Here is a 23,398-nt window from a genome sequence, read left to right as displayed (position 1 = left end):
CCCATCCCCAACCCCGAGCGGAGACGCCATGTCGAAGACAGTCCATTCAAACCCTTTCAACGCATGTGGCGACCTGGGCGAGATGATCGAGCAGTTCACGCTGCCCAGCGTCGCCATGGGGAGCATCCAGACCTTGACCCAGGGCGGCGGCCTGCCCTATCCCATCAAGCAGGCGGAGCTGGCGCGCGAGACGTACGAACAGGCGGTCGCCGAGATGAGTGAACTCGCGCGGAGGGCGCGCAAGGCCCAGTCCGATGCGATGGCCGAGATCACCGAGCGCGCGCAGCAGAGCGTCGAGGCGCCGAAGAGGAAAACGTGAGCTCACCGTTCAACATGCCGGACGAGTACGTCCAGGGCCTCGTGAAGGCGGGGCACAGCCTGCTGCAGTCGTTCCCCAAGCCGCCGGGCTTGCCGAACGAGGCGGTCGGGCCGATGGCCGAGCTGCAGATGACCTACTTCCGGCAGCAGCTCACGCTCTGGACCCAGATGATGGCGGGTGCCGGCGCCATGGGCGAGCCGGTCGCCGTGGCAGGCCGCGGCGACCGTCGCTTCCTCGCCGCCGAGTGGAGCGAGAACCCGGCGTACAACCTGCTCAAGCAGACCTACCTGCTGAACTCGCGCCTGATCAGCGACGTCGTGGAGGCCTCGGAGCTGGACGAGGCGACCAAGCACAAGCTGCGCTTCTACGCCAAGCAGTTCATCGACGCGATGAGCCCGGCGAACTTCGCGGCGACCAACCCGGACGTGCTCAAGCTGGCGATGGAAACCAATGGCGAGAGCCTGCGCGTCGGCTTCGAGAACCTGCTTGCCGACCTGCGCAAGGGCCGCCTGACGATCACCGACGAGACCGCGTTCGAGGTCGGCAAGAACGTCGCGGTGTCCAAGGGTTCCGTGATCTTCGAGAACGAACTGTTCCAGCTGATCCAGTACGCGCCGCTGACGGACAAGGTGGCCTCGCGCCCGCTGGTGATCGTGCCGCCGTGCATCAACAAGCTCTACATCCTCGATCTGCAGCCCGAGAACTCGTTCGTGCGTTATGCCGCGGAGCAGGGGCAGACGGTGTTTCTCGTGTCCTGGCGCAACGCCGACGCCAGCTGCGGCCAGCTGACCTGGGACGACTACATCGAGCAGGGTGCGATCAAGGCGCTCGCGGTGGCGCGCGAGGTCAGCGGCGCCGACAAGGTCAACGCGGTCGGCTGGTGCGTCGGCGGCACCATCCTCTCGACCGCGCTCGCGGTGCTGGCCGCGCGCGGCGATGAGTCCGTGGCCAGCCTGACGCTGCTGACGACGCTGCTCGACTTCCGCGAGGCCGGCGACCTGGGCGTCTTCATCGACGAGCAGGGCATTCAGGCGCGCGAGAACTCGATCGGCAAGGGCGGCATCTACGCCGGCGCCGAGCTGGGCTTCGTGTTCCAGACCCTGCGCGCCAACGACCTGATCTGGCCCAACGTCATCAACAACTACCTGAAGGGCAAGTCGCCCGAGGCCTTCGACCTGCTGTACTGGAACGCCGACACGACCAACCTGCCCGGACCGATGTACGCCTGGTACCTGCGCAACATGTACCTCGAGAACAACCTGCGTGTACCGAACGAGCTGACGATGTGCGGCACGCCGGTTGATCTGGGCCGCATCACGGTGCCCAGCTTCGTGCTGGCGACCAAGGAAGACCACATCGTGCCGTGGCGCTCGGCCTACTACACCACGCAGCTGGTCGGCGGCAAGGCGCAGTTCGTGCTCGGTGCGAGCGGGCACATCGCCGGCGTCATCAACCCGGCGTCGAAGAACAAGCGCAGCTACTGGAGCGGCGGCCAGCAGGGCGACGACGCCGAGGCATGGCTGGCCGGCGCGACAGAGACCCCCGGAAGCTGGTGGACGCACTGGATGCAGTGGCTGCAAGCGCAGACCGGTAAGCCCGTGCCCGCGCGCAAGCGGCTCGGTAACGCGAAGTACAAGCCGATCGAGTCGGCGCCGGGTCGCTACGTCAAGGTCCGAGCCTCCCGAGGTGTCCATGAACTACGAAAACATCCTCACCGCCGAGCACGGCCACGGCGCCTTGCGCACCGGTGTCATCACGCTGCACCGCCCGAAGCAGTTCAATGCGCTGAACGACGCGCTGATGGACGAGCTAGGCGCGGCGCTGAAGGCCTACGACGCCGACGACGGCATCGGCTGCATCGTCGTCACCGGCAGCGAGAAGGCCTTCGCCGCCGGCGCCGACGTCGCGGCGATGGCGAAGTTCGACCACATGCACGTCTACAAGACGGGCTACATCACGCGCAACTGGGAAACGCTGGCGACGATCCGCAAGCCGGTGATCGCCGCAGTGGCCGGCTTCGCGCTCGGCGGCGGCTGCGAGGTGGCGATGATGTGCGACTTCATCATCGCCGCTGACAACGCGAAGTTCGGCCAACCCGAGATCAAGCTCGGCGTCATCCCCGGCGCCGGCGGCACCCAGCGCCTGCCGCGCGCGGTGGGCAAGGCCAAGGCGATGGACATGGTGCTGACCTCGCGCATGATGGACGCCGCCGAGGCCGAGCGCGCCGGGCTGGTCTCGCGCGTCGTGCCGGCCGACAAGCTGCAGGGCGAAGCGCTGGCCGCGGCCGAAGTTATCTGCTCGTTGAGCCTGCCCAGCGTGATGATGGCCAAGGAGGCCGTCAACCGCGCCTTCGAGGCGCCGCTCGGCGAAGGCATCCGCTTCGAACGGCGCCTGTTCCACTCCCTGTTCGGCACCGCGGACCAGCAGGAGGGCATGGCGGCCTTCCTCGGCAAGCGCAAGCCGACGTTCCGGCATCGCTGAAGCCGCGTCGCGCTCGCAGCTCCCTCGCGTTATGCACAGCGCCCAAACCGATCACAGCCACGATGGCAAGCTGGCCCGCGGCAGCGGAGTAAGCTATGTCGCGCTTTCCTTTCGTGGCTGAATTTCCGACGACATGCCCCCCCGCACGCACTCCCGCCTGTCCCTAGCCCGGACCCTGAAACTGCACCAGCTCGCCGTTTTCGACAAGGTCATCGAGGCCGGATCGTTCGTCGCCGCGTCCCGCACTCTGGCGATGACGCAGCCGGCGGTCACCAAGTCGATCCACGAGCTGGAGCGCCACCTCGGCGAGCCGCTGTTCGTGCGCGGCAAGCGCGGCGTCGCGCTCACCACCTTCGGCACGCTGTTCGAACACCATGCGAAGTCGATGCTCGCCGAGGTGCACCGGTTGGCCGACGGTGTCAACTCGTGGCAGACCGGTGCATCGGGGCAGGTCGTCGTCGGCACGCTGCTCACCGCATCGACGACTCTGCTGCCGGAAGCGATCGCCCGGCTGCGCGAGGCTGCTTCCGACGTGGCGATCGAAGTGCGGCTCGGAACGAACGCGTCGTTGTTTCCGCTGCTGGCGAACGGCGAGCTGGACCTCGTCGTCGGCTTTTTGCCGAGGCCGGTTGGTCTGGCCGGACCCCGCAACAACCGTGTCCGACTGACGCACGCGAAGCTGTACGACGAGGCGCTGTGCGCCGTAGTCCACCAGAACCATCCGATGATGCGCAGGCGCAAGCTGAGCCTTCGCGATCTGCATGACCTGGAGTGGATCCTCCCGACACCGGATTCGGTGGCGTACGATACCGCGTGCGCGATGTTCGAGGCGGAGGGCCTCGCGCTGCCTTCGTCTGTCGTGCATTCGGTGTCGGTTCTCACCAACATCGGTCTGCTGGCCAAGCGTCCGATGGTGGCTCTGATGCCCCGCTCGGCGGTCGAGCCGTTCGTCGAGTCCGGCACGGTGTCAGTGCTGCCGTTGGGCGCGCTCGGCAGCTTCGGGACGGTCGGCTACACGTTGCGAGCCGATCGCGACCAGCGCGGGGCGATGCAGCTCTTCCTCGTCGCGCTGAAGGAGGCCAGCCTGGAGGCTAGCCGCTATGCGGTCGGCGGCGTTGCGGCAAAGGTGCGGCGACGCGAGCGTGTCAAGCCACCGCATCCTCACCTTCCTGCGTGACAGCGAGGTCAATCAACGACACAGGCGGTTGCGTGCGCTGGGCCGTCCGTCGGTCCCGTCGAGATGCCTTGCAACAGCGGATGGAACCCCTGCCACCTCGGCGGTGGCTCGACGGTGCGTCTCTGCCCCTTTATGCACGTTCGGCTTTGGCGCCCGACGAAGACCTCAGCAGATCGAGAGCAACGTCGACGATCATGTCCTCCTGGCCACCGACCATCTTTCGCGCACCCAGTTCGACCAGGATGTCCACGGCCTTGAGGCCGTACTTCCTGGCCGCAGCCTCTGCATGGCGCAGGAAGCTCGAATACACGCCAGCATATCCAAGTGCGAGCGTCTCACGGTCTACGCGTACAGGACGATCTTGCAGCGGCCGCACGAGGTCGTCGGCTGCGTCCATCAGCATATACAGATCCGTTCCGTGATTCCAACCCTGCCGTTCCGCGGCAGCGATGAACGCTTCGAGAGGCGCATTGCCTGCACCCGCCCCCATCCCGGTCAGGCTGGCGTCGATGCGGTCGCACCCTTCTTCGACGGCGATCATGGAGTTGGCGACACCGAGGCTGAGGTTGTGGTGAGCGTGGATGCCGGTCTGCGTTTCGGGTTTCAGCACGTCTTTGAACGCGCGGAAGCGGTCGCGCACGTCGCACATCCCCAGCGCACCGCCGGAGTCGACGACATAGACACAGGTCGCGCCATAGCTCTCCATGAGCCGTGCCTGCTCTGCGAGCTTCCTGGGCGTTGTCATGTGGCTCATCATCAGGAAACCGACGGGGTCCATGCCAAGCTCGCGCGCATATTCCAGATGCTGGCGTGAAACATCCGCCTCCGTGCAATGCGTTGCGACGCGCACAATCCGAGCCCCCGCATCAAAAGCGTTGCGAAGATCGTGTGTCGTGCCGATGCCGGGCAGCAGAAGCGTCGCGACCTTCGCCGATTTGACGGTCTCCGCCACCGCCGAGATCCACTCGACGTCCGTATGTGCTCCGAAGCCATAGTTGAAGCTCGAGCCCTCCAGCCCGTCGCCATGGGCGACTTCGATGCTGTCAACGCCAGCGGCATCCAGTGCGGCCGAAATGGCCTTGACGTGCGCGATGCTGTACTGATGGCGGATCGCGTGACTACCGTCGCGAAGCGTCACATCGCTGATATGGAGCTTTTTCCCCACCCCTTGAATGCCATTGCTCACGTCTTCTCCTTCAAACCGCGGGCGATGCCGCTGGCGATACGTCTTTGGGCCATCATGTCTCCGCAAGCAAGCGCGGCCGAAGTCATGATGTCAAGGTTGCCGGCATAGGACGGCAGATAGTGCGCGGCCCCTTCTACTTCCAGATAGACCGAGGTCTTGAGGCCATGGCGCAGACCGAGCTTCGGCACCTTGATCGGCTGGTCCCGAGGGGTCACGTCAAACTGCACCCGTTGCTTTAATCTGTAGCCCGGCACATAAGCTTGGACGCTGGCGACCATCTTCAGGATGCTCGCCTCCACTTCTGCCTCGTCGGCCAATTCGGAGAGGACGAATACAGTGTCCCGCATGATCAGTGGAGGCTCGGCGGGATTCAGCACGATGATGGCCTTGCCCTGCTCGGCGCCGCCCAACTTTTCGATGGCCGCCTTTGTCGTCTCCGTGAACTCGTCGATATTGGCGCGAGTGCCGGGTCCGGCGCTCTTGCTGGAAATCGACGCCACGATCTCGGCGTAGTGGACGTTCGCGATCCGTGAAACGGCTGCGACGATGGGGATGGTCGCCTGCCCGCCGCATGTCACCATGTTCATGTTGCTGGCGTTCTCGGCCTCGAGATTGATGGCAGGAATAACGTACGGCCCGATCGCCGCCGGCGTCAGATCGATCACCTGGATGCCATGCGTCGCGAGGACTTCGTTGTGACGCTTGTGTGCACTTGCGGAAGTGGCATCGAACACGATGTCGATACTGTCGAAGACGTCCATCTTCAGCAGTCCGTCCAGTCCTTCGGCCGTGGTGGCAACGCCGAGGCGGTTTGCACGCGCCAATCCGTCGGATCCAGCGTCCACCCCAACCATCGCACCCATCTCAAGATGCTTGCTGTTGCGCATGACCTTGATCATGAGGTCGGTGCCGATGTTGCCGGGACCGATGATCGCGGCCTTCAGTTTTCTTGTCACAGTGATTCCTTCAGTTTGCTAGCAGCATGGCCGTTGCCTTGGCCAGGGAGGTCTGCGGCGAATCGACAGCGTGTCCATCGCCAGTCAATGAATCGTCGGCAGATTCGTCCACCACGACGTGAACCTGGTGCACGGGGACCTCGAGAATCTCAGCCATCGTGCGCGACACGCAGTCGATCAGCATTAGCTTGGTGCGTGGAGACCGATCGCCGGAGAGCTTGAGCACGGCTGTATTCATGGTCTATTCCCTGACATGAAAGCCGGCACTGCCCATGCCCTCGACTTCGATGGCGACGTATTGACCGGCTTTGATCCACTCCGCCGGCGTCGCGCCGCCAGCCATGACGATCCAACCCGCCTGAAGCGGCTCGCCCGCCGCCGCAGACAGTCGCGCCGCCGCGACAAGCGAGCGAAGCGGGTGACCGAGAATGGCTGCAGTCGATCCGATCTGGACAGTGCGCCCGTCAATGTTCATCGTCAGCCCCAGATTGCTGAAGTCTTGCCGCGGATCGCTCCAGGCCCCCACTACAAAACCGCTGGATGACGCGTTGTCCGCGATCACGTCAGACAAGCTGAACTTGAAATCGCGGTAACGCGAATCGATGATCTCCAACGCCGGAGCCACCGCCTCAACAGCCGCCAATGCTTCGACGGCCGTGACGTTTCCGGCGAGGTCTTTCTTCAGAACAAAAGCGATCTCCGGCTCGACCCTCGGATGGACAAAGCGAGAGTGCTTCACCGTAGAACCCTCTTCGATCTGCATGGCGCTCGAAAGTCGTCCCCAGATCACGTCGTCGATGCCCATCTGGATCATCTTCGCGCGGCTGGTAAAACCCATCTTGACGCCGACTCGGCGCTCGCCTCGCTGGACGCGACGCGCAATGGACGCCGCCTGGATCGCATAGGCATCCTCCGGCGACAACCGGCCGTCGGGATCGATCTGCCGAACCGGTCTAGCGGCGTGCGCCGCGTCGTCCAGCAGTTCCGCGAAATTCTGGATATGACTCATTGCTGCTCCTTGTCGCTGTTCGATGCTTCGAAGACGGCCTTGACACTTCCCAGACCATGGATCCGCGTCTCGAAAACATCTCCGGGCGAGACCGGAACCAACGGGCCCAAGGCACCGGAAAGCACCAGGTCTCCGGCGCGCAGCGGTTGCCCAAGCAATACCATGGTCCGTGCAAGCCAGACGACCGCATTAATCGGATTTCCGAGGCAGGCTGCACCGGCACCGACGGAGACTGGCTCGCCGCGTAGGTTCATGACCATGCCGCACAGGCGCAGGTCGATTTCGGCAAGGCGCCTCGGCGTACTGCCAAGGACATAGGCGCCAGAGGACGCGTTGTCCGCAACGGTATCGACGAACTTGATGTTCCAGTTGGCAATGCGGCTGCCAACAATCTCCAGCGCGGGTAAGGCGTACTCGATCGCACCCATCACATCGATCTGGGACGGCATCGCCGTGTTCAGGTCGCGTCCGAGCACGAAGGCGACCTCCGCTTCGATCTTCGGCTGCTGCAACGCCGACAGTGGCACCGGCTCTCCGTCACCGTAGCCCATGTCTTCGAAGAGCACCCCGAAGTCGGGCTGGTCGACGCCCAGTTGCGCCTGCACGGCGCGCGCGGTAAGACCGATCTTCCGGCCGACGATGCGATGCCCGCCGGCAACGCGGTGCTCCATGTTGATGCGCTGGATCTCGTAGGCATCTCTCGCAGTCATGCCCGGATAGCTGTCGCGCAGCGGAGCGATGTAGTGTCCGGACGCAGTCGCGTCTCGCAGCGACTGCGCCGCGTCGGATAGTTGATCAGGTGTCACTTGAGGCCTTCCATGATTTGGGTCACGCTTCGGTGAGTTCGCTTGACAAAGAAAAGAATTGCTCCGCGTTCCCGGAGAGCATTCCGCAACGGTCGAAGTCGGAAAGAACATCAGCTTCCTCGATCAGCGTCCTTATGCGGGCCTCGCCCAGGGGGAACGGATAGTCAGAGCCGAGGAGGATGCGATTCGCGCCGTGCACCTCGGTCAGCAAGCGCAGCGAACCATGATCGAATACCGCGCTGTCGACATAGAAGCGATCGACGTAGGAAGACGGAAGCTTCGGGCAGTTCTCGCGAACGATGTCACGCTGCCTCCATGCGTTGTCGACCCTGCCCAGCAGGAATGCGAATGCCCCTCCGCCATGTGCGAAGCAGATCTTCAGTGAAGCGGGAATGCGCTCCAGAGCCCCTGAAAGGATCAGGGAAAGCATGCTCAGTTGCGTCTCGGCCGGCATGGCGACCAACCAGGGCAACATCCACTTCCTCATCCGCCCGTCGCCCATCATGTCCCAAGGATGGACGAGGACCGGTATGCCTTCATGGGCGCAGTGCGTCAGGAACGCAACCAGCTGCTCGTCGTCCATGTCCCGATCGCCCAAGTGGTTTCCGATCTGCACGCCCACGTGTCCTGCCCGCGTGGCGCGCGTTGCCTCGAGGCAAGCCAGCTCGAGGTCCTGCAGGGGAACTTGCGCCAGAACCTTGAGCCGCGACGGATCGGCGCTGGCGAACCCGAGCGCGTGGTCGTTCATGCGCGCGCACCAGTCGGCGGCCACGCGGCGCTCGGCGCCATAGCCGAACATGATGGGCGTCGCGCAGCTGATCTGAGTTTCGACGCCTTGCCGGTCGAGGTCCTCGAGACGGGCATGCGCATCCCACAGCACGCGATCGACGGGTCGAAACGGCTGAGCGCCTTGCATGATCTGGCCGTGATCGCCGCCTGCGTCGATGCGCAACCATGGGCCCGACTGGGCGTCGAGCAGCCGTGCCTCCTCACGCGTCAGGCGCGGGAAGTGATGCGCATGCATGTCGATCTTCTTGAGCGTCTTCATGAGAAAGTTTCTCTCCATGTGGGCTATTCGAGCGCGTGGTTGCTGGTGAGCGTGCGGTGCCATGACGTCGCATCGCGTCCGGGATGAACCTCGCCGCAATGCGAACAAGTGCGGTGTGCCAGGTCCGATTCATAGAAGCGTTCGTACGTCGGGGGCAAGTCCGCGACGATGCTCCGCAACTGAACCTCATAGCGCTGCACCAGGTGAGCACAGCGCGCGCAGTTCCACTGAAAGGCGTCAATGTCAGTGTTCGGACGCTGACGCTCGATGACGAGACACATGCTCCCTACCTCCGGTCGTTGGGGGGAGTGCAGCACGTGAGGAGCCATCAGGAACATGTCGCCTTCTTTGAGATCGACGCGCTCGTACTTCCCCCGATCGAGAATCAGCAGGTACGCATTGCCCTTGAACTGATAGAAGAACTCCTCCATCGGGTCGTCGTGGAAGTCACTTCGCTTGTTCGGGCCGCCAACGACCGTGACGAGGAAGTCGCTGTCCTTCCAGATCTGCTGGTTGCCGACCGGCGGCTTCAGCAGATGGGCGTTGTCGTCGATCCAGCGTTGGAAGTTGAGGGGGCGTCCGTATTTGTACATTGGGTGACCTCGTGTGGGCGTGTGACTCGGAAACTTGTTGCGGTGGAAAGCGGCTTCCAGGCGACGACCTGGATCTCGATTAGCAAATGCGGATGTCGGTCGCGACGAACTCGCCGTTCACGTGGTTCATCGTGACGCCGGGCGAGGCGGGGAGCTGGCGTGTGTTTGCATCGTTGAGGATCTCTCGGTGGCCCGCGATCCAACGGATGGGAATGCGGCGGAAAGAAACTTTAATCACGCGAACTGAAACTGGATAATCAAACTCTTGCGATCGTCTATAAGCGTTCTTCATGCCTAGACGCCCTGCGTTGCCTGAACAACGAGGGCAGCCAGCCGCAGGCAGCCGCCAAATTTCTTGAAACTGGCTGTCCGGTCGGGCTTTCGCAGGAACGACCGACCTGGCCAGCTATTAGCGTCTGGAATGTTCAGCTATTGAATTTTCATTTCCGTTCGCTCTGATGAACTCTTAAGCTTCCGCCGAACTGTCATAAATGCAGAGGCCGAAGATGAATTCAGACGAACCTCAAGCACCGGGCGAAGGTGCCACTTCCCTGCCGTCCGGCCCCCACAAGGCCGAGTTGCTGCAGGCGGTATACGACCTCTTGGCGTTCATTGGCGATCAGCCCTTGGGTCCCGAGCTCGAGGCACGGCTCAATGACCACTACGGACCTCGGTCGGAGCGCTATGCGGAGCTCTTGAAGCTCCTTCGCCTTGGGATCGAGGAGGAGTGGGCGTGTTACAGCGAGATCACCGGCCCCGACTATCGCCGTGGCCGCATCGCGGAGGCCTCTGCGCTAACGCACGGCTTCACGGTGGAAAGTGGACGACTCAGCAATGTCCTGGGCAACTACCACCGACATCCTCGCGGCGAAATCAACATGATCGGGCCCGTCGATGCCACCGGGAAGTTCTGCGGAAATGGGGCCGGCTGGAAGGTCTTTCCTCCGAACAGCTCGCACTTCCCAACTGTCACTGGCGGCACGGTGACCATGTTGTTCTTCCTGCCAGGCGGCGAGATCGAATACACGGAGCCGCCTGCTCCGTAGACCTCCCCCGCGTCTCCTGCCCGGTGCTACCGGGACGAACTGCCCCTTGTCACATGCACTGCGGATGGCTCCGCAGGCCTTCACACGCCCATCAGGACCACAAAGAGACCAACATGAAGCCCAAGATTCTCGCCTTTGCCGGTAGTGCGCGTAGCGCCTCTTACAACAAGATGCTTGCCGCAGTGGCAGCCGCACACGGGCGCGCAATAGGCGCCGATGTGACGTTGATCGACTTGCGAGACTTCCCGATGCCGATCTACGACGGCGATGTCGAAGCGGCATCCGGCCTTCCCGCCGCCGCGCTCAGATTTCGTGAGCTGCTGGTCGAGCATGATGGTTTGCTGGTGGCATCGCCGGAGCACAACGGCTCTGTGACCGCCCTGCTCAAGAATACGCTCGACTGGGCTTCGCGTCCCGCCGGTGGCATCGACGGCCTCGCCCTTTTTCGCGGCAAGACGGTGGGATTGATGGCCGCATCGCTCAGTCCTTTCGGCGGCTTGCGCTCGGTCACACACCTGCGAGGGATCCTGAGCAAGTTGGGCGCGAATGTATTGGCGGATGAAGTGCTTGTGGCCGGGGCACAGGGGGCCTTCGACGAGACGGGGGGCTTGACCAACGAGCTCTCGAACAAGCTGACCGCGCAGTTGGTGGCCACGCTTGCCGCGAACGTTCGGAGGATGCATGCACCATGAGCGCACTGTACGAATCGGCGCTACAGCCTCCAGTTCGGTTTCATGCTGTTCCTCCTGGCGGCCGGGTTGACGCTGGTGTTCGGCATCATGGACACGATCAACCTGGCGCATGACTCCCTCTGCATGTTCGGCGCCTACTTGACTGCGACCCTTGTCAATGCAACAGGTTCGCTCCCGATCTCCATTCCCATCAGCCCCGTCACGAGAGTCGGGCCTCTTGTGTACGTCTCTAGTTGGGTTCGAAGAGAGCACCGGCGAACTGGCCCGGGTGGGTATGGAATCAATTGCGGGGTCCGCGCTGAAGCCAAGCAGATCAACCGCGCATGGGACGAGTCTTCGCGGGCATCGAGTTTTAGCTAGCAGTTTGAGGTCCGGCGCTTGCTTCATATGCGAAGGGCACTCTTCGCGTGAGCGGCGTACCGAGCTGCAATACCTGTCGCATCGCGCCAGCGCTCATCAGCGTCGCACCTCTGGTCATTCACTTTCGAGAGCTTCCCCATGTCTGCACTTTTCGAGGCGACCGCACTGGTCGTACCATTTGAAAACCTGAGGATGACCGACGTCGAGGCGGTTGGCGGCAAGAACGCCAGCCTCGGCGAAATGATCTCGCAGTTGCCGCAGGGCGTGCGGGTGCCGACCGGTTTCGCGACCACGGCGCACGCGTTCCGCCAGTTTTTGGCGCACGACGGCCTAGCCGACCAGATCAGCAAGCGCCTGGCTGCGCTGGACACCGAAGACGTGCGCGCGCTGGCCGCGGCCGGCGCTGAAATCCGCGCCATGGTCGAGGCCCAGCCGTTCCCGGCCGACCTGCAAAAGGCCATCGGCGAGGCCTTTGCCTCGCTGGGCGCCGGTAACCCGGCTGCCTCGTTCGCCGTGCGTTCCTCGGCCACCGCGGAAGACCTGCCCGACGCCTCGTTCGCCGGTCAGCAGGAAACCTTCCTGAACGTGGTCGGCATCGACGAGGTGCTACGCAAGATGAAGGAGGTGTTCGCCTCCCTCTACAACGACCGCGCCATCAGCTACCGCGTGCACAAGGGCTTCGAGCACGACGTGGTCGCGCTGTCGGCCGGCGTGCAGCGCATGGTGCGCTCCGACCTTGGCGCCGCCGGCGTGATGTTCACCATTGACACCGAGTCGGGCTTCGACCAGGTGGTGTTCATCACCTCGAGCTACGGCCTAGGCGAGACGGTGGTGCAGGGCTCCGTCAACCCCGATGAGTTCTATGTGCACAAGCCGACCCTCCGTGCCGGCAAGCGCGCGGTGATTCGCCGCAATCTCGGCTCCAAGCTGATCCAGATGGAATTCGCCACAGCGGCAGAAAAGGCTGCCAGCGGCAAGCTGGTCAAGACCACCGACGTCAAGGCCGATCAGCGTAACCGCTACTCACTGAGCGACGCTGACGTCGAGCAACTGGCCCGCTACGCGCTGGTGATCGAAGAGCATTACGGACGCCCGATGGACATCGAGTGGGGCAAGGACGGCACCGACGGCCAGCTGTACGTCCTGCAGGCGCGTCCCGAAACCGTGAAGAGCCAACAGCAAGGCCAGGCCGTGCAGCGCTACAAGCTGCTGGGCAAGGGCGCCGTGCTGGCCGAGGGCCGTGCTATCGGTCAAAAGATCGGCGCCGGTACCGTGCGTATCGTGCGCAGCATCAGCGAGATGGATCAGGTGCAGGCCGGCGACGTGCTGGTCACCGACATGACCGACCCCAACTGGGAACCGGTGATGAAGCGCGCCGCCGCCATCGTCACCAACCGCGGCGGGCGCACCTGCCACGCGGCCATCATTGCGCGTGAACTGGGCATTCCGGCCGTGGTCGGCTGCGGGGACGCCACCGACCTGCTGAAGGACGGCACGCTCGTCACCGTGAGTTGCGCTGAGGGCGACACCGGCTTCATCTACGACGGACTGCTCGAAATCGAAGTCACCGAAGTCCAGCGCGGCGAAATGCCGCCGATCGATGTGAAGATCATGATGAACGTCGGCAATCCCCAGTTGGCGTTCGACTTTGCCCAGCTGCCGAATCAGGGCGTGGGCCTGGCTCGCCTGGAATTCATCATCAACAACAACATCGGGGTGCACCCGAAGGCGATCCTCGACTATCCGAACGTCGACGCCGACCTCAAGAAGGCGGTTGAGTCGGTGGCGCGGGGTCATGCATCGCCGCGCGCCTTCTACGTCGACAAGGTGGCGGAAGGCATCGCGACCATCGCGGCGGCGTTCTGGCCCAAGCCGGTGATCGTGCGGCTGTCCGACTTCAAGTCCAATGAGTACCGCAAGCTGATCGGCGGCAGTCGCTACGAGCCCGAGGAAGAAAACCCGATGTTGGGCTTCCGCGGGGCGGCGCGCTACCTCAGTGAGGACTTCGGCGAAGCATTCGCTATGGAATGCGAGGCGCTCAAGCGAGTGCGCAACGAAATGGGGCTGACTAACGTCCAGATCATGGTTCCCTTCGTGCGCACGCTGGGCCAAGCCGAACGTGTGACCGGCCTCTTGGCCGAGCACGGGCTCAAGCGCGGTGAGAACGAGCTCAAGCTGATCATGATGTGCGAGGTGCCTAGCAACGCGGTTCTGCCGGATGAGTTCCTGGAATACTTCGACGGCTTCTCGATCGGCTCCAACGATCTGACCCAGCTCACGCTCGGTCTCGATCGCGATTCGGGCCTGGAACTGCTCGCGGCGGACTTCGATGAGCGCGATCCGGCGGTGAAGGCCTTGCTAGGCCGCGTCATCAACGCTTGCAAGTCGCAGGGCAAATACGTGGGCATTTGCGGTCAGGGCCCCAGCGACCACCCGGACTTTGCGCTGTGGCTGGCGGAGCAGGGCATCGAATCGATCTCGCTGAACCCGGACAGCGTGATCGACACCTGGCAGCAGCTCGGGCCGCATTGAATTTCAAGAGAAGAGCGAGCGATGAAGCACGTCTCGATGGAAAACTCACCAACATGCAAAAGTACTGGCTCATCACGGGCAGCATAGGTCCGCGGCCGTGAAGTGTAATAAAGATGTGCTTTAAAAGTAGTAAAGTTGTGCTCGCTGCGCATGTACCCAGCCCGCCCCGAAAGCCACGGTCGTTTCGGCCCGCCTAATTCGGTACAATGTTGTCACCACTCCTTCCTTTGCCGGGTTGTTCAATTGACCTAGGCTTTGGACGAAAAGACCGCCTTCGGGCGGTTTTTTCATGGCCAGACGCTTTTGCTTCGAGCTCCGCGAGTTCGGATGAACTTCGACACCACTTCAGCGTAGCAACTCCGGCAGTAGCGCGACGACTCCCCGTCGCCTGATCATGGCCGCCACGAGTTCACGGCTCCGACGCTCAATGAACACCATCGACCGAGGGAGCATCGAGATAACCTCGCGCGGGCTGTTGACCTGCTGTCGAACATCGAATCCGCTCAACCACCGCACGATGCCAGTGGGCGGATGCAGCGGCTCGCAAGCGAGTGCGGCCGGATGTCGGCAGCCCCACCAATGCATCGCCGCGAGCAACCACGCTGCGGCGTCCGCATGGTCTGGCAACACCTTGATCGTCGCGCTGTGCAGATCGAACCGACGTGTTGCCCGTGCGATCGCGCGCCGATGCGTATGCGACAACCGTGCGCGCGACCTGCGCAGCAGCAGTCGCATGAGGCGCGCGCAATCGCCAAGCAACTCCGGCGTGCTCAACTGTGGAGAAGCATCCAGAGCGATTGTCCGCGACGTCGTCACATGCTCCTTCGAGGCACGGCCCCGTCGCCTTGGGGGTCGTGCCACGCGGCGCCAGTGATGAACGAGCTTCGCGCGTTCGCCCATCATGGATTGAACGGGCGCGGGCACACTGCGCGCAGCACCGGCCACGCGGTACCGCGACTGCGCGAGACCGGTTTGCACCCAGAGCGCCTGCGTGATCGTGCTCGCGTGCGCGACCTCGCGTACCGCGGTAGGCGGCACGAGGATGGGGAGCACCATTGCTACACCTGCAGCGGTACGGTTTGCTGCGCGACCACGTAGCCGGACTCCTGAACTGCGCGCTCCCAATGCAATGGCCCGAGTTCCAGGGACGTGGCGTCCCACTGCACGCCGTTGATCAGCATCGACTCGACCGCTCGCGTGAAGTAGTCCATCGGAATCTCGGCCATGCCGTGCAGCTGTGCGGCCGCGTGCGCATGGACGAAGGCGTTCCACAGCGCCCCGGCCGAGTGCTCCAGCCGCAGGCCTGCGTCGTAGGCCAGGGGATAGAAGAACGCAGTGAATGTGTCGCCGGTCACCTCCGGATATCGGCTCAGGTCGTAGCTGGCCAGGCAGGTGGCCGCCTCGGCGGCGTTGGTGATGCCCCGGAAATGCAACTGCTCGATCATGAAGCGCGCCACAATCTGTTCATCGCCAGCCAGTTGGTAGCGTGCCTTGTGTTCCATCAAGTGGGGTTGACCCACCAGGAAGGTGAGCAGCCGGAATCCGTGGTGAGCGAGTTGGTCGTGTACATCGCGCAGCCATTCCAGCGCGTGCCTGGACATTCGCTGCGCCTCGTCGCATAGCAACACCACTATATGGCCCGAGCGCATCTGCAACTGCTCGCTGAGTCGGCGGATCAGCGCGAGGCGCTTCTCCGCAATCGTCCTGCCCTGCGGTTCCCTCAACCCGGTGGCCCCGAGCAGGGTGCTGAAGAATGGACCCTCGAAGTCGCTGCGATGGTGCTCACAGGACATCCGAAGCACCAGGATGTCGGGGCGCTGCCTGGCCAGATGAAGCGCCACGTAGTCGATCGCGTGCGTCTTGCCCATGCGCGGGCGGGCGTGGATAAGAGCCCCGGGAATGAGCACTCGAATGCAGTGTTCAACCAGATCGACAAACGACTCGATGGCGGCGGTGGCCACGCGGTAATGTCGACGGACCAACGGATGGTTGTGGACCGACAGCGGGGCGAGGGTGGACGAAGGGATCGCGGTGGCAGGCGGCGGATCACTGCCTCTGCGATCCCTGCCATCCTTGCCACCTGCGCCGCCACGGCGCACGCGTGTCGCGCTGATTCGTGCCTGTGACGCGACCGGCTCAGTCGCGGATATCTTCTGGTTCATGCCTTGCTCCTTGCGGGCGTGAGCACATCGGCGTGGCCCGCCATGGCCGGCGTGGTCGGGCCCGGCCAGCGCCCCCGCGGCGCACCTGCGCCAACGTTCAGCGTGCGTAGCCGCGCTCGATGCGCAGCCGCTTGCCCCTGACCGGCCCGACAACCAACTGCGAAGAGGCGGGGTCGGGTAGCGCGTCGGCCAATGGCGTCGGCGTGGGAATGGCAGCTGCCTTTGCCTTCGCGCTCGCGGTTTTGCGCTCACGCTGCACCTGAGCGATGTCGCTGGCCGAGCGTCGGCGTTTGCCCGCGTCCTTGCGCCGCAGGGCCAGGAAGGCCTCGATGGGGCTGTCACCCGTGCCGAATTCCAACTGCCGTCTGCGCTTGGCCTTGAAGACCTCCTGGCGCACCCACAGCGAATGTGGCTCGTAGCGCCACGGACCGCTGGCCAGCAGATCGTCGATGATCTGTCCGTCCTCGGTGCTGGCGTGTACCTTCCGCAGATCACTCTCGTCGTAGTGGATGCGCAGGCGTTGCCCGATGAGGCCGCTGCGCCGTGCCAGCCATTCGCTGGTATAGCGCACGTGGAAGAAGGTGATGTAGGGCCGCTCGCCGCGGCCCAAGTTGCCGTGTACGCGGCACAGCACCGGATCGTGTAGCAGTTCGGGGCGCTCGCGCAGCATCTGGGGAATCAACCGCGGTCGCACGGGCTCCCGGCCGATGCCCAGCACATGGCGTTGCATCATTTCCAGCGGCGTGAGACCGCCCAGCCCCGCATGCGGCGTGCCGTGGTAGTTCCACACGGTCAAGTCCAGCAGCTCCTCCAGCTCCTGGGTGGTGACGATCAACCGCAGCGTGTCCTTGGGATCGCGCAATCGCTTCAGGGCGGCTTGGGCCGACCCGCGGCCGGGCAGGGCGCCCGGCAGTCGCCGCGAGAGCGTGGCGGTGACCGTGCCGAAGAACCGTTCGATGAAAGGGCGATCGTCCGGCTGATACGCAGGACCGAAGTCGGCGGCGCAGCCGAGTGCCTCGCACACCACGTCCAGGCTGGTGGCTGCCAGGTGGGCCCGGGCATTGTCCAGACGGATCTGACGCCAGCACGCGTAGCGCGTCTGCTCCAAGGCTTGCGACACGAAGCCGCCCGAGGGCAGCAGGCTCAGGCCCGGTAGCGTCAGTTCCGGCGCGCTGGCGGGTGTGACGGCACGCCGGAAGGTGGCGATCGCTTCGAAGCGGCTGCACTCCCGCTTGAACGACAGCGTATAGCCCAGGATGCAGCGGGTGGCGACGTCGATGATGGCCAGCAGCCACACCCGTTCGGTCTCGAAGCTTTGCTCGCCGCCCAGCGGATCGCAGTCGATGACCCTCAGCCGCACATCCATCTTGTGGGCGTCGAACTCGACCGTGTCGAAGGCGTCGCTGGCACCGCGCTCGGGCAGCTGACGCAGCGCCGACGCCGGCTTCGCGCGGGCCACCGCCACGCGCGCGGCGAGATCGAAATCATCCTGCAGCCAAGCCCGCAGCGTGCGTCCGAGCGAGCGTATGGCCTTGTCCTCCTGGTTCAGTGGGTAGTCGCCCGCGCCGAGGCCGAGCTCCCTGCACGCTTGCTGGAACCGGGCCGCCACGCCCTTGACACCAGTCATGCGACCGCGTTCGCCGGGGTGCAGGACCACGTTGCCTGCCTCGAGTTCACCACGCAACTGGACCTTCAGACTCGAGTGTCGCAGCAGCAATTGGGCAAAGGCTCCCGCGTTGCCGCCCGTCTTGTGCCCCAGAACGAGAGGGGCCTTGCTGCGCACATAGGATCGAACCCGGACGTGCGGTGCCAATGCGCGGTAGCCCCAGAGCCTGCCGTCCGGGTGCGCTTGCTGCGCCCTGAACACGAGCCGTTGGACGGTGTAACCATGAACACCGTACGCCTCGGCGATGCCCAGCAAGGTGTCACCGCGAGCGTAGGCTTCGACCGCCAGTTTGCGCCGTTGAAACACCGTGCGCTGTTCTTCCGGGAGCGCGCTGCCGTCCAGAACCGGCCATTCGGCAAGGCGCAGGGAGCGGGGGCCGCTCGACAGATCGGCAGAGGTCATCGCAATTTCTCAAGGGCGTTTGAAGCGGGTGGCGCCGCTCAGGGGCGCGACGACCAAATCGGGGCACTCGATGCGTCCGCCAGCCAACAGGGCAAAGAGCGATGCCTCGACGCTCGTCGCGTCGTTCGCCGCGAAACGCTCCAGCACGTCGTCGAGCGTCTTCTGCTGTCCCAGGAAGACAACGATGGATTGCTCGAGCAGCGGGTCGCGAAAGCGCCGGTGGCTCACCAGGTAGGGCACGATGCGCGACCAGTTGGCGATCGGAATGGACCACGTCGTCAGGTCTTCCTGACGCACCATTCGTACCGTCTGTTTGTACAGGATGGCAGGCAGGGCAGGGGTGTCGTGCAACGAAGCATCGTCATCACCGTCCAATCGCCTCCTGTCTTCGATGAACCAGAACTCGCCGGAGGGGACGTTGCGAAGTCGGACCCAGAAGTCGATGACTGCGCTGCCCGGCCCGCCGACAAGAGCAGGGCGCTCGGTAAACGAATCGATCGCAGGATTGGCTTCAATCACCAGCCAAGTACGAAAGGCGTCGTAGTTGCCCAAGCTCAGGCGGCGCCCGATCTTCGGGCTGAACACCTCGATGCGTCGGCGCCAGCCACCCCGAGCCAAGGGCAACGGGCGGCTGAATGCGGGCACGCTACCGGAGTGGTTTGCCATCGTAGTAAAGATGTGCATGCGCGCAACACGCGCGAAAGACTCAACATTACTACCGCGCTCCAGCAAAGCACAACATTGCTACTGAAAATTGCGAAGTAATGTTGTGCTCGCTGTCAATCGGCGGCGCGCCAAACCATTGATTTCATTGAGTTTTGCTAAGGAGCAACAAACACACTATTACTACTCCTCACGGCAGCGCGCCCGCCGCGCCAGCGCGGCACTCCCGTGCCGCTTGCGGATCACCGCCTCGAGTTCGTCGCGCTCTTGGTTGGTCAGCTTCATTCTGTGCATGCTCTCCAATATGGAGCATACACAGCCAATTTCAATGATTCAGTGGACTAGTCAGAAAAAATGGAGCTCATCAATTGCTGCCGCAGCTGAAACTTCTGTATCTTCCCGGTTGAGGTTTTTGGCAACGATCCGATCACAACCTTTTTGGGAACCTTGAAACGAGCCAGCTTTGTGCGGCAATGTTCTATCAGTTCGGTCTCGCTGGCAGAGACTCCGTCGACAAGTTCAATGAATGCGCAGGGTGACTCTCCCCATCGGGGATCAGGCTGAGCTACGACTGCAGCGAGCCGCACACCAGGGTGGGTGTAAAGAGCGTCTTCGAGCTCAAGGGAGTTGATGTTTTCACCACCCGAGATGATCACGTCTTTGGAGCGATCACGGATCTGAACGTAGCCGTCCGGACACAACACAGCTAAATCGCCCGAGTGGAACCAACCGCCCTCAAAGGCCTCTTGGGTTGCCTCGGGATTCTTCAGATAACCTTTCATAGTCATGTTTCCCCGAAACATGATTTCTCCGATGGTTTCTCCGTCCATGGGAACAGGCAGCATGGTCATAGGATCCAGAACGGCCATACCTTCCTGAACTGTGTACCGAACGCCCTGGCGGCTCTTGCGCTTGACCAGATCATGCAACCCCAACGATTTCCATTCAACCTGTTCGGCACACACTGCGGAAGGACCGAAGACTTCCGTCAGCCCATAGATTTGAGTGATCTCGATCCCCATTTTCTGCAAGGCTTCGATAACTGGGGCGGGAGCTGGTGCACCGCCAATCAGCCCGCAGACAGCGTGCCGGATACCCCGTTTCTCCTCGTCCGGCGCAAAAGCCAGCATGGCATGAACAACCGGAGCCCCGCAGTAGTGCGTGACTCGATGCTCTCGGATCGCGGACAGGATGGTGGAGGCTTCGACTTTCCGCATACAGACGCTGGTGCCCGCGTTGGCGGCCAACGTCCAGGCAAAGCCCCACCCGTTGCAATGAAACAGCGGCAAGGTCCAGAGAAATACGGCATGCCTTGGCATACCCCAGTCAATCATGTTTGAAAGAGAAACCAGGTAGGCGCCGCGGTGGTGGTACACCACTCCTTTGGGATTGCCGGTGGTGCCCGACGTGTAGTTGAGGGCAATAGACTGCCACTCATCCTCAATTTTGTATCCCTGCCATGTTGGGTCTCCGCCGGCCAGGAACTGCTCGAAGTCACTTTGTCCTAGACGATGTCCTCCAACGAATGATGGATCCACGATGTCGATCACGATGGGCTTTTCCTTCAGCAGGTCCAGTGCCGAACCGACCACATCGGCGTACTCCGTATCCGTAATCAGAACCTTCGCTTCCCCATGCTGGAGCATGAACGATAGGGTGGCCGGATCGAGCCGTACGTTGAGGGTATTGAGTACAGCACCACACATGGGAACGCCGAAATGTAGTTCCAACATTTCGGGCGTATTGGCCGCCACAACAGCCACAGTATCACCCGCACCTATTCCGGCCGCCGCCAGAGCCGAGGCGATGCGACGGCTCCGATCCAGTAGCGTCTTCCAGGACACCCGACGGTCTCCATAGATGATGGCGGTGCGATCTGGATAAACCTCAGCGGTTCGCAACAAGAAGGAGAGGGGAGTCAGCGGGACAAAATTGACTGACGTTTTCTCAAGCACATCGGATGTGCCATTTGGTGATTTCATATCGCTTAGGCTTCGGATCGGATGAGGTTCAGCGCAGGATGGTCCTGGAAATGATCATCCTTTGGATTTCAGATGTTCCCTCGACGATCTCCAAGACTTTTGCATCTCCAAAGGCACGCGACACCGGGTACTCGGTCATGATGCCGTTGCCGCCATGAATCTGCACCGCTTGGTGAGCTGCCTCCATGGCTTTCTCGGTGGCAAAGAGCTTGGCCATCGAAGCCTGCAAGTCGTTGGGACGCCCCTCGTCCTTGGCGACGGCAGCGTCGTAGAGCATGAGTCTGGCTGCATGAGCGTTAGTGGCCATGTCGGCCACCTTGAACTGCAGCGACTGAAACTGGTTGAGCTGTTTGCCGAAGGCTGTGCGTTCGCTCATGTATTTCACAGAGCGTTCGAGTGAGCCTTGCAGAATGCCCAAACCCAGGATGCCGATCAGGATGCGCCCAGTGCTGACCTGCGCCAGCGTCTGCTTCAGCCCCGATCCGACCTCACCCAACAAATGATCAGCCGGAATGGTGCAGTTCTGGAAAAAGAGCTCGCTGGTTGAAGACCCACGCCAGCCAATTTTATGGAGCTTCCTTCCGGTGCTAAAACCCGGCGCATCGTTTGGAACAATGAAATTGGAAAGCTCTTTACGCCCATCAGGGCGCGTGCCCGTGACTGCAGCGATCACCAGCGGGCCGGTGATGCGTGAGCCCGAGTTGCTGATAAAAGTCTTCGAACCATTGATTACCCACTGCCCGTTCTCCAGAACCGCCCGCGTTTGGATGTTGGCAGCATCAGAGCCTGCATTTGGCTCCGTTAAACCGATACATCCCACCTGACTTCCGTCCAGGATGGGACGCAGATAGCGCTGTTTCTGTGCTTCTGTTCCGAAGTTGTTGAGCAGACTGGCCGCTGTCGAGTTGGCCATGATGGAGACAGCCACTGCGCAATCGACGCGGGCAATCTCCTCCAGCACGATGGCGAATCCGAGCCAATCGCCACCGCCACCGTCGTAGGCTTCTGGGTAGGGAAGGCCGATATAACCCAGCTCACCCGCCTTCTTCCATATCTCATAGGGAAATTCCTCGTCTTCCCACAGGGTGTGGGAGTGCGGTGCAACTTCCTGCTCGGCAAAGCGGCGCACCGCTTCACGGATGGTTTCGTGATACTCGCTGACTTGGTACATGTCTCTTGTCCTTAGTAAGATTCTTCGAGCATCTGCCTGTAGTCGTCCACGGTGGCCACCCGCGGATTGGTCGCGTGGCAGTGATCCTTCATGGCTGCAGCGGCAATGTCGGCCAGCACCGAGCGAGGCACCCCCATCGCGCCGAGACCACGCGGCATGCCGATCCGCGAGTTGAGCAGTTCGATGTGTTCGGCGGGATCGGCACCGACGGCCAAACCCATTGACTGGACCAATGCTGCCTGCTTGGATTCAGTGACGCTTTTGTTGAAGCGCAGAACGGCGGGCAGCAACACCGCGTTCAACGTGCCGTGGTGGAGCGAAACGCCAGGGACCGCACCCAGGGGATGCGACAAGGCGTGCACCGCGCCAAGGCCCTTCTGAAAGGCCAGCGCTCCCTCCATTGCAGCCACCATCATGTTCCAGCGGGCATCGCGGTCTGAGCCGTCACGGGTGGCCTTTTCGATGTTGCCAATACCCCGGCGCAGACCATCGAGGGCGATCGCCTCCGCTGGCGGGTTGATGGCGGGTGCCAGAAAAGTCTCGATGCAGTGGGCAATGGCGTCCATGCCAGTGGCGGCGGTGAGCATGGGGGGCAGCCCCATAGTCAGATCTGGGTCGCAGATGGCCACCTTGGGCAGCAGGAAAGGGCTGAGCAAACCCAGCTTGCGGCCCGAATTCATGACGATGACGCTGCCGCGGCCTACTTCGCTGCCGGTTCCCGCTGTCGTGGGTATCGCCACCAGGGGGGCGACACGCTCGGAGATGCGTGATGCACCGCCCTCAACGGCTGCATAGGTCTGGAGGGGATCGGGGTGCGTGGCGAGGAGAGCGGTCGCCTTGCCCAGGTCGATTGAGGAACCGCCTCCGATGGCGATGATTCCGTCGCATTCGCTGTTGACGAACATTTTTGTTGCGGCGACCACGGCCGCTTCTGTCGGGTTCGGAGGAGTGTCTTCGTAGATGCTGAACGCAACGGTATCGCCCAGCGATTCGAGTACTTTGTCCAGGATGCCTGCGGCGCGAATGCCTTTGTCGGTCACGATCAGCGGGCGCTGGATGCCCAGACGGTGAAGCTCCGCACTCAGAAGCTTGATGGCGCCATGGTCAAGTTGTACGGTGGTCAGATAGTTGATGGTGGCCATGTGGT

Annotated in this window: 22 protein-coding genes and 1 pseudogene; 8 read left to right on the top strand and 15 right to left on the bottom strand. The window is 62.7% G+C overall.

Annotation, left to right across the window (positions count from 1 at the left end):
* The first annotated feature begins 28 nt into the window (after positions 1-28).
* The 4 genes and pseudogenes from WKW79_RS31690 to WKW79_RS31675 all read left to right on the top strand — a co-directional run bounded on the left by WKW79_RS31690 (position 29) and on the right by WKW79_RS31675 (position 3,977).
* Positions 29-319, top strand: a complete 291-nt coding sequence (locus tag WKW79_RS31690; RefSeq protein WP_340339207.1) for a hypothetical protein — start codon at positions 29-31, stop codon at positions 317-319.
* A pseudogene (gene phaC, locus WKW79_RS31685) lies at positions 316-1,998 on the top strand (class I poly(R)-hydroxyalkanoic acid synthase); the annotation flags it as partial. The gene WKW79_RS31690 and the pseudogene phaC, both read left to right, overlap by 4 nt.
* A gap of 13 nt (positions 1,999-2,011) precedes the next feature.
* Positions 2,012-2,800 carry an enoyl-CoA hydratase gene (locus WKW79_RS31680; RefSeq protein ID WP_340339206.1) on the top strand — a complete coding sequence of 263 codons (789 nt, stop codon included), beginning with the start codon at positions 2,012-2,014 and terminating at the stop codon, positions 2,798-2,800.
* Between the two features lie 133 nt (positions 2,801-2,933).
* On the top strand, positions 2,934-3,977 hold the full coding sequence (locus tag WKW79_RS31675; RefSeq protein WP_340339205.1) for a LysR substrate-binding domain-containing protein: 1,044 nt from the start codon (positions 2,934-2,936) through the stop codon (positions 3,975-3,977).
* A 130-nt stretch (positions 3,978-4,107) separates the two neighbouring features.
* Here WKW79_RS31675 and dmpG read toward each other — a convergent pair whose 3' ends face one another.
* The 8 genes from dmpG to WKW79_RS31635 form a co-directional block, all read right to left on the bottom strand.
* Positions 4,108-5,163 (bottom strand): 4-hydroxy-2-oxovalerate aldolase, encoded by a 1,056-nt coding sequence (gene dmpG, locus WKW79_RS31670; RefSeq protein WP_340339204.1) that lies wholly within the window; start codon positions 5,161-5,163, stop codon positions 4,108-4,110.
* On the bottom strand, positions 5,160-6,119 hold the full coding sequence (locus WKW79_RS31665; protein WP_340339203.1) for an acetaldehyde dehydrogenase (acetylating): 960 nt from the start codon (positions 6,117-6,119) through the stop codon (positions 5,160-5,162). The genes dmpG and WKW79_RS31665 overlap by 4 nt, the downstream gene beginning before the upstream one ends.
* 10 nt (positions 6,120-6,129) lie before the next feature.
* Positions 6,130-6,357, bottom strand: a complete 228-nt coding sequence (locus WKW79_RS31660; RefSeq protein WP_340339202.1) for a hypothetical protein — start codon at positions 6,355-6,357, stop codon at positions 6,130-6,132.
* 3 nt (positions 6,358-6,360) lie between these two features.
* On the bottom strand, positions 6,361-7,128 hold the full coding sequence (locus tag WKW79_RS31655) for a 2-keto-4-pentenoate hydratase (protein WP_340339201.1): 768 nt from the start codon (positions 7,126-7,128) through the stop codon (positions 6,361-6,363).
* Complete coding sequence (gene mhpD, locus WKW79_RS31650; protein ID WP_340339200.1) at positions 7,125-7,934, bottom strand: 2-keto-4-pentenoate hydratase; 810 nt, start codon at positions 7,932-7,934, stop codon at positions 7,125-7,127. The genes WKW79_RS31655 and mhpD overlap by 4 nt, the downstream gene beginning before the upstream one ends.
* 22 nt (positions 7,935-7,956) lie before the next feature.
* Positions 7,957-8,982 carry an amidohydrolase family protein gene (locus WKW79_RS31645; protein ID WP_340339199.1) on the bottom strand — a complete coding sequence of 342 codons (1,026 nt, stop codon included), beginning with the start codon at positions 8,980-8,982 and terminating at the stop codon, positions 7,957-7,959.
* Positions 8,983-9,005: 23 nt separating this feature from the next.
* The gene (locus WKW79_RS31640; RefSeq protein WP_340339198.1) at positions 9,006-9,575 is read right to left on the bottom strand and encodes a 3-hydroxyanthranilate 3,4-dioxygenase; all 570 of its coding nucleotides are present in this window, start codon (positions 9,573-9,575) and stop codon (positions 9,006-9,008) included.
* Positions 9,576-9,654: 79 nt separating this feature from the next.
* Positions 9,655-9,867, bottom strand: a complete 213-nt coding sequence (locus WKW79_RS31635; protein WP_340339197.1) for a hypothetical protein — start codon at positions 9,865-9,867, stop codon at positions 9,655-9,657.
* A gap of 214 nt (positions 9,868-10,081) precedes the next feature.
* Here WKW79_RS31635 and WKW79_RS31630 point away from each other — a divergent pair, with 214 nt between their 5' ends.
* The 4 genes from WKW79_RS31630 to ppsA all read left to right on the top strand — a co-directional run bounded on the left by WKW79_RS31630 (position 10,082) and on the right by ppsA (position 14,205).
* Entirely contained in the window at positions 10,082-10,621 is a 540-nt protein-coding gene (locus WKW79_RS31630) for a 4-hydroxylaminobenzoate lyase (protein ID WP_340339196.1), read from the top strand.
* A 113-nt stretch (positions 10,622-10,734) separates the two neighbouring features.
* The gene (locus WKW79_RS31625; RefSeq protein WP_340339195.1) at positions 10,735-11,313 is read left to right on the top strand and encodes an NADPH-dependent FMN reductase; all 579 of its coding nucleotides are present in this window, start codon (positions 10,735-10,737) and stop codon (positions 11,311-11,313) included.
* Positions 11,314-11,355: 42 nt separating this feature from the next.
* On the top strand, positions 11,356-11,673 hold the full coding sequence (locus tag WKW79_RS37105; protein ID WP_422823993.1) for an ABC transporter permease subunit: 318 nt from the start codon (positions 11,356-11,358) through the stop codon (positions 11,671-11,673).
* Between the two features lie 138 nt (positions 11,674-11,811).
* Positions 11,812-14,205 (top strand): phosphoenolpyruvate synthase, encoded by a 2,394-nt coding sequence (gene ppsA / locus WKW79_RS31615; RefSeq protein WP_340339194.1) that lies wholly within the window; start codon positions 11,812-11,814, stop codon positions 14,203-14,205.
* A 345-nt stretch (positions 14,206-14,550) separates the two neighbouring features.
* On the opposite strand, the gene WKW79_RS31610 is transcribed toward ppsA, so the two are convergent.
* From WKW79_RS31610 to WKW79_RS31580, 7 genes are all read right to left on the bottom strand, one after another.
* Positions 14,551-15,261, bottom strand: a complete 711-nt coding sequence (locus tag WKW79_RS31610) for a hypothetical protein (protein ID WP_340339193.1) — start codon at positions 15,259-15,261, stop codon at positions 14,551-14,553.
* A gap of 2 nt (positions 15,262-15,263) precedes the next feature.
* Entirely contained in the window at positions 15,264-16,367 is a 1,104-nt protein-coding gene (locus WKW79_RS31605) for an AAA family ATPase (RefSeq protein ID WP_340339192.1), read from the bottom strand.
* A gap of 97 nt (positions 16,368-16,464) precedes the next feature.
* Positions 16,465-18,435 (bottom strand): Mu transposase C-terminal domain-containing protein, encoded by a 1,971-nt coding sequence (locus WKW79_RS31600; protein WP_340339191.1) that lies wholly within the window; start codon positions 18,433-18,435, stop codon positions 16,465-16,467.
* Positions 18,436-18,444: 9 nt separating this feature from the next.
* Entirely contained in the window at positions 18,445-19,080 is a 636-nt protein-coding gene (locus WKW79_RS31595; RefSeq protein ID WP_340339190.1) for a hypothetical protein, read from the bottom strand.
* A gap of 359 nt (positions 19,081-19,439) precedes the next feature.
* The gene (locus WKW79_RS31590) at positions 19,440-21,080 is read right to left on the bottom strand and encodes an acyl-CoA synthetase (RefSeq protein WP_340339189.1); all 1,641 of its coding nucleotides are present in this window, start codon (positions 21,078-21,080) and stop codon (positions 19,440-19,442) included.
* A gap of 28 nt (positions 21,081-21,108) precedes the next feature.
* Positions 21,109-22,251, bottom strand: coding sequence for an acyl-CoA dehydrogenase family protein (locus tag WKW79_RS31585; RefSeq protein WP_340339188.1), 1,143 nt, complete (start codon positions 22,249-22,251; stop codon positions 21,109-21,111).
* A gap of 11 nt (positions 22,252-22,262) precedes the next feature.
* A complete protein-coding gene (locus WKW79_RS31580) occupies positions 22,263-23,393 on the bottom strand; it encodes an iron-containing alcohol dehydrogenase (protein WP_226464776.1) in 1,131 nt (376 codons plus the stop codon).
* Between the last annotated feature and the right edge of the window lie 5 nt (positions 23,394-23,398).

The sequence above is a fragment of the Variovorax robiniae genome (assembly GCF_037889955.1).
GTDB lineage: Bacteria > Pseudomonadota > Gammaproteobacteria > Burkholderiales > Burkholderiaceae_C > Variovorax > Variovorax robiniae.
Note: the sequence above shows the minus strand (reverse complement) of the source record. Positions and strands in the feature narration are given on the sequence as shown.

Bases quoted from the DNA above. Each gene is read 5' to 3' on its own strand.
- WKW79_RS31690 (WP_340339207.1), top strand. From the start codon at position 29: ATGTCGAAGACAGTCCATTCAAACCCTTTCAACGCATGTGGCGACCTG.
- WKW79_RS31680 (WP_340339206.1), top strand. From the start codon at position 2,012: ATGAACTACGAAAACATCCTCACCGCCGAGCACGGCCACGGCGCCTTG.
- WKW79_RS31675 (WP_340339205.1), top strand. From the start codon at position 2,934: ATGCCCCCCCGCACGCACTCCCGCCTGTCCCTAGCCCGGACCCTGAAA.
- WKW79_RS31660 (WP_340339202.1), bottom strand. From the start codon at position 6,357: ATGAATACAGCCGTGCTCAAGCTCTCCGGCGATCGGTCTCCACGCACC.
- WKW79_RS31655 (WP_340339201.1), bottom strand. From the start codon at position 7,128: ATGAGTCATATCCAGAATTTCGCGGAACTGCTGGACGACGCGGCGCAC.
- WKW79_RS31645 (WP_340339199.1), bottom strand. From the start codon at position 8,982: ATGAAGACGCTCAAGAAGATCGACATGCATGCGCATCACTTCCCGCGC.
- WKW79_RS31640 (WP_340339198.1), bottom strand. From the start codon at position 9,575: ATGTACAAATACGGACGCCCCCTCAACTTCCAACGCTGGATCGACGAC.
- WKW79_RS31635 (WP_340339197.1), bottom strand. From the start codon at position 9,867: ATGAAGAACGCTTATAGACGATCGCAAGAGTTTGATTATCCAGTTTCA.
- WKW79_RS31630 (WP_340339196.1), top strand. From the start codon at position 10,082: ATGAATTCAGACGAACCTCAAGCACCGGGCGAAGGTGCCACTTCCCTG.
- WKW79_RS31625 (WP_340339195.1), top strand. From the start codon at position 10,735: ATGAAGCCCAAGATTCTCGCCTTTGCCGGTAGTGCGCGTAGCGCCTCT.
- WKW79_RS37105 (WP_422823993.1), top strand. From the start codon at position 11,356: ATGCTGTTCCTCCTGGCGGCCGGGTTGACGCTGGTGTTCGGCATCATG.
- ppsA (WP_340339194.1), top strand. From the start codon at position 11,812: ATGTCTGCACTTTTCGAGGCGACCGCACTGGTCGTACCATTTGAAAAC.
- WKW79_RS31610 (WP_340339193.1), bottom strand. From the start codon at position 15,261: ATGGTGCTCCCCATCCTCGTGCCGCCTACCGCGGTACGCGAGGTCGCG.
- WKW79_RS31605 (WP_340339192.1), bottom strand. From the start codon at position 16,367: ATGAACCAGAAGATATCCGCGACTGAGCCGGTCGCGTCACAGGCACGA.
- WKW79_RS31600 (WP_340339191.1), bottom strand. From the start codon at position 18,435: ATGACCTCTGCCGATCTGTCGAGCGGCCCCCGCTCCCTGCGCCTTGCC.
- WKW79_RS31590 (WP_340339189.1), bottom strand. From the start codon at position 21,080: ATGAAATCACCAAATGGCACATCCGATGTGCTTGAGAAAACGTCAGTC.
- WKW79_RS31585 (WP_340339188.1), bottom strand. From the start codon at position 22,251: ATGTACCAAGTCAGCGAGTATCACGAAACCATCCGTGAAGCGGTGCGC.
- WKW79_RS31580 (WP_226464776.1), bottom strand. From the start codon at position 23,393: ATGGCCACCATCAACTATCTGACCACCGTACAACTTGACCATGGCGCC.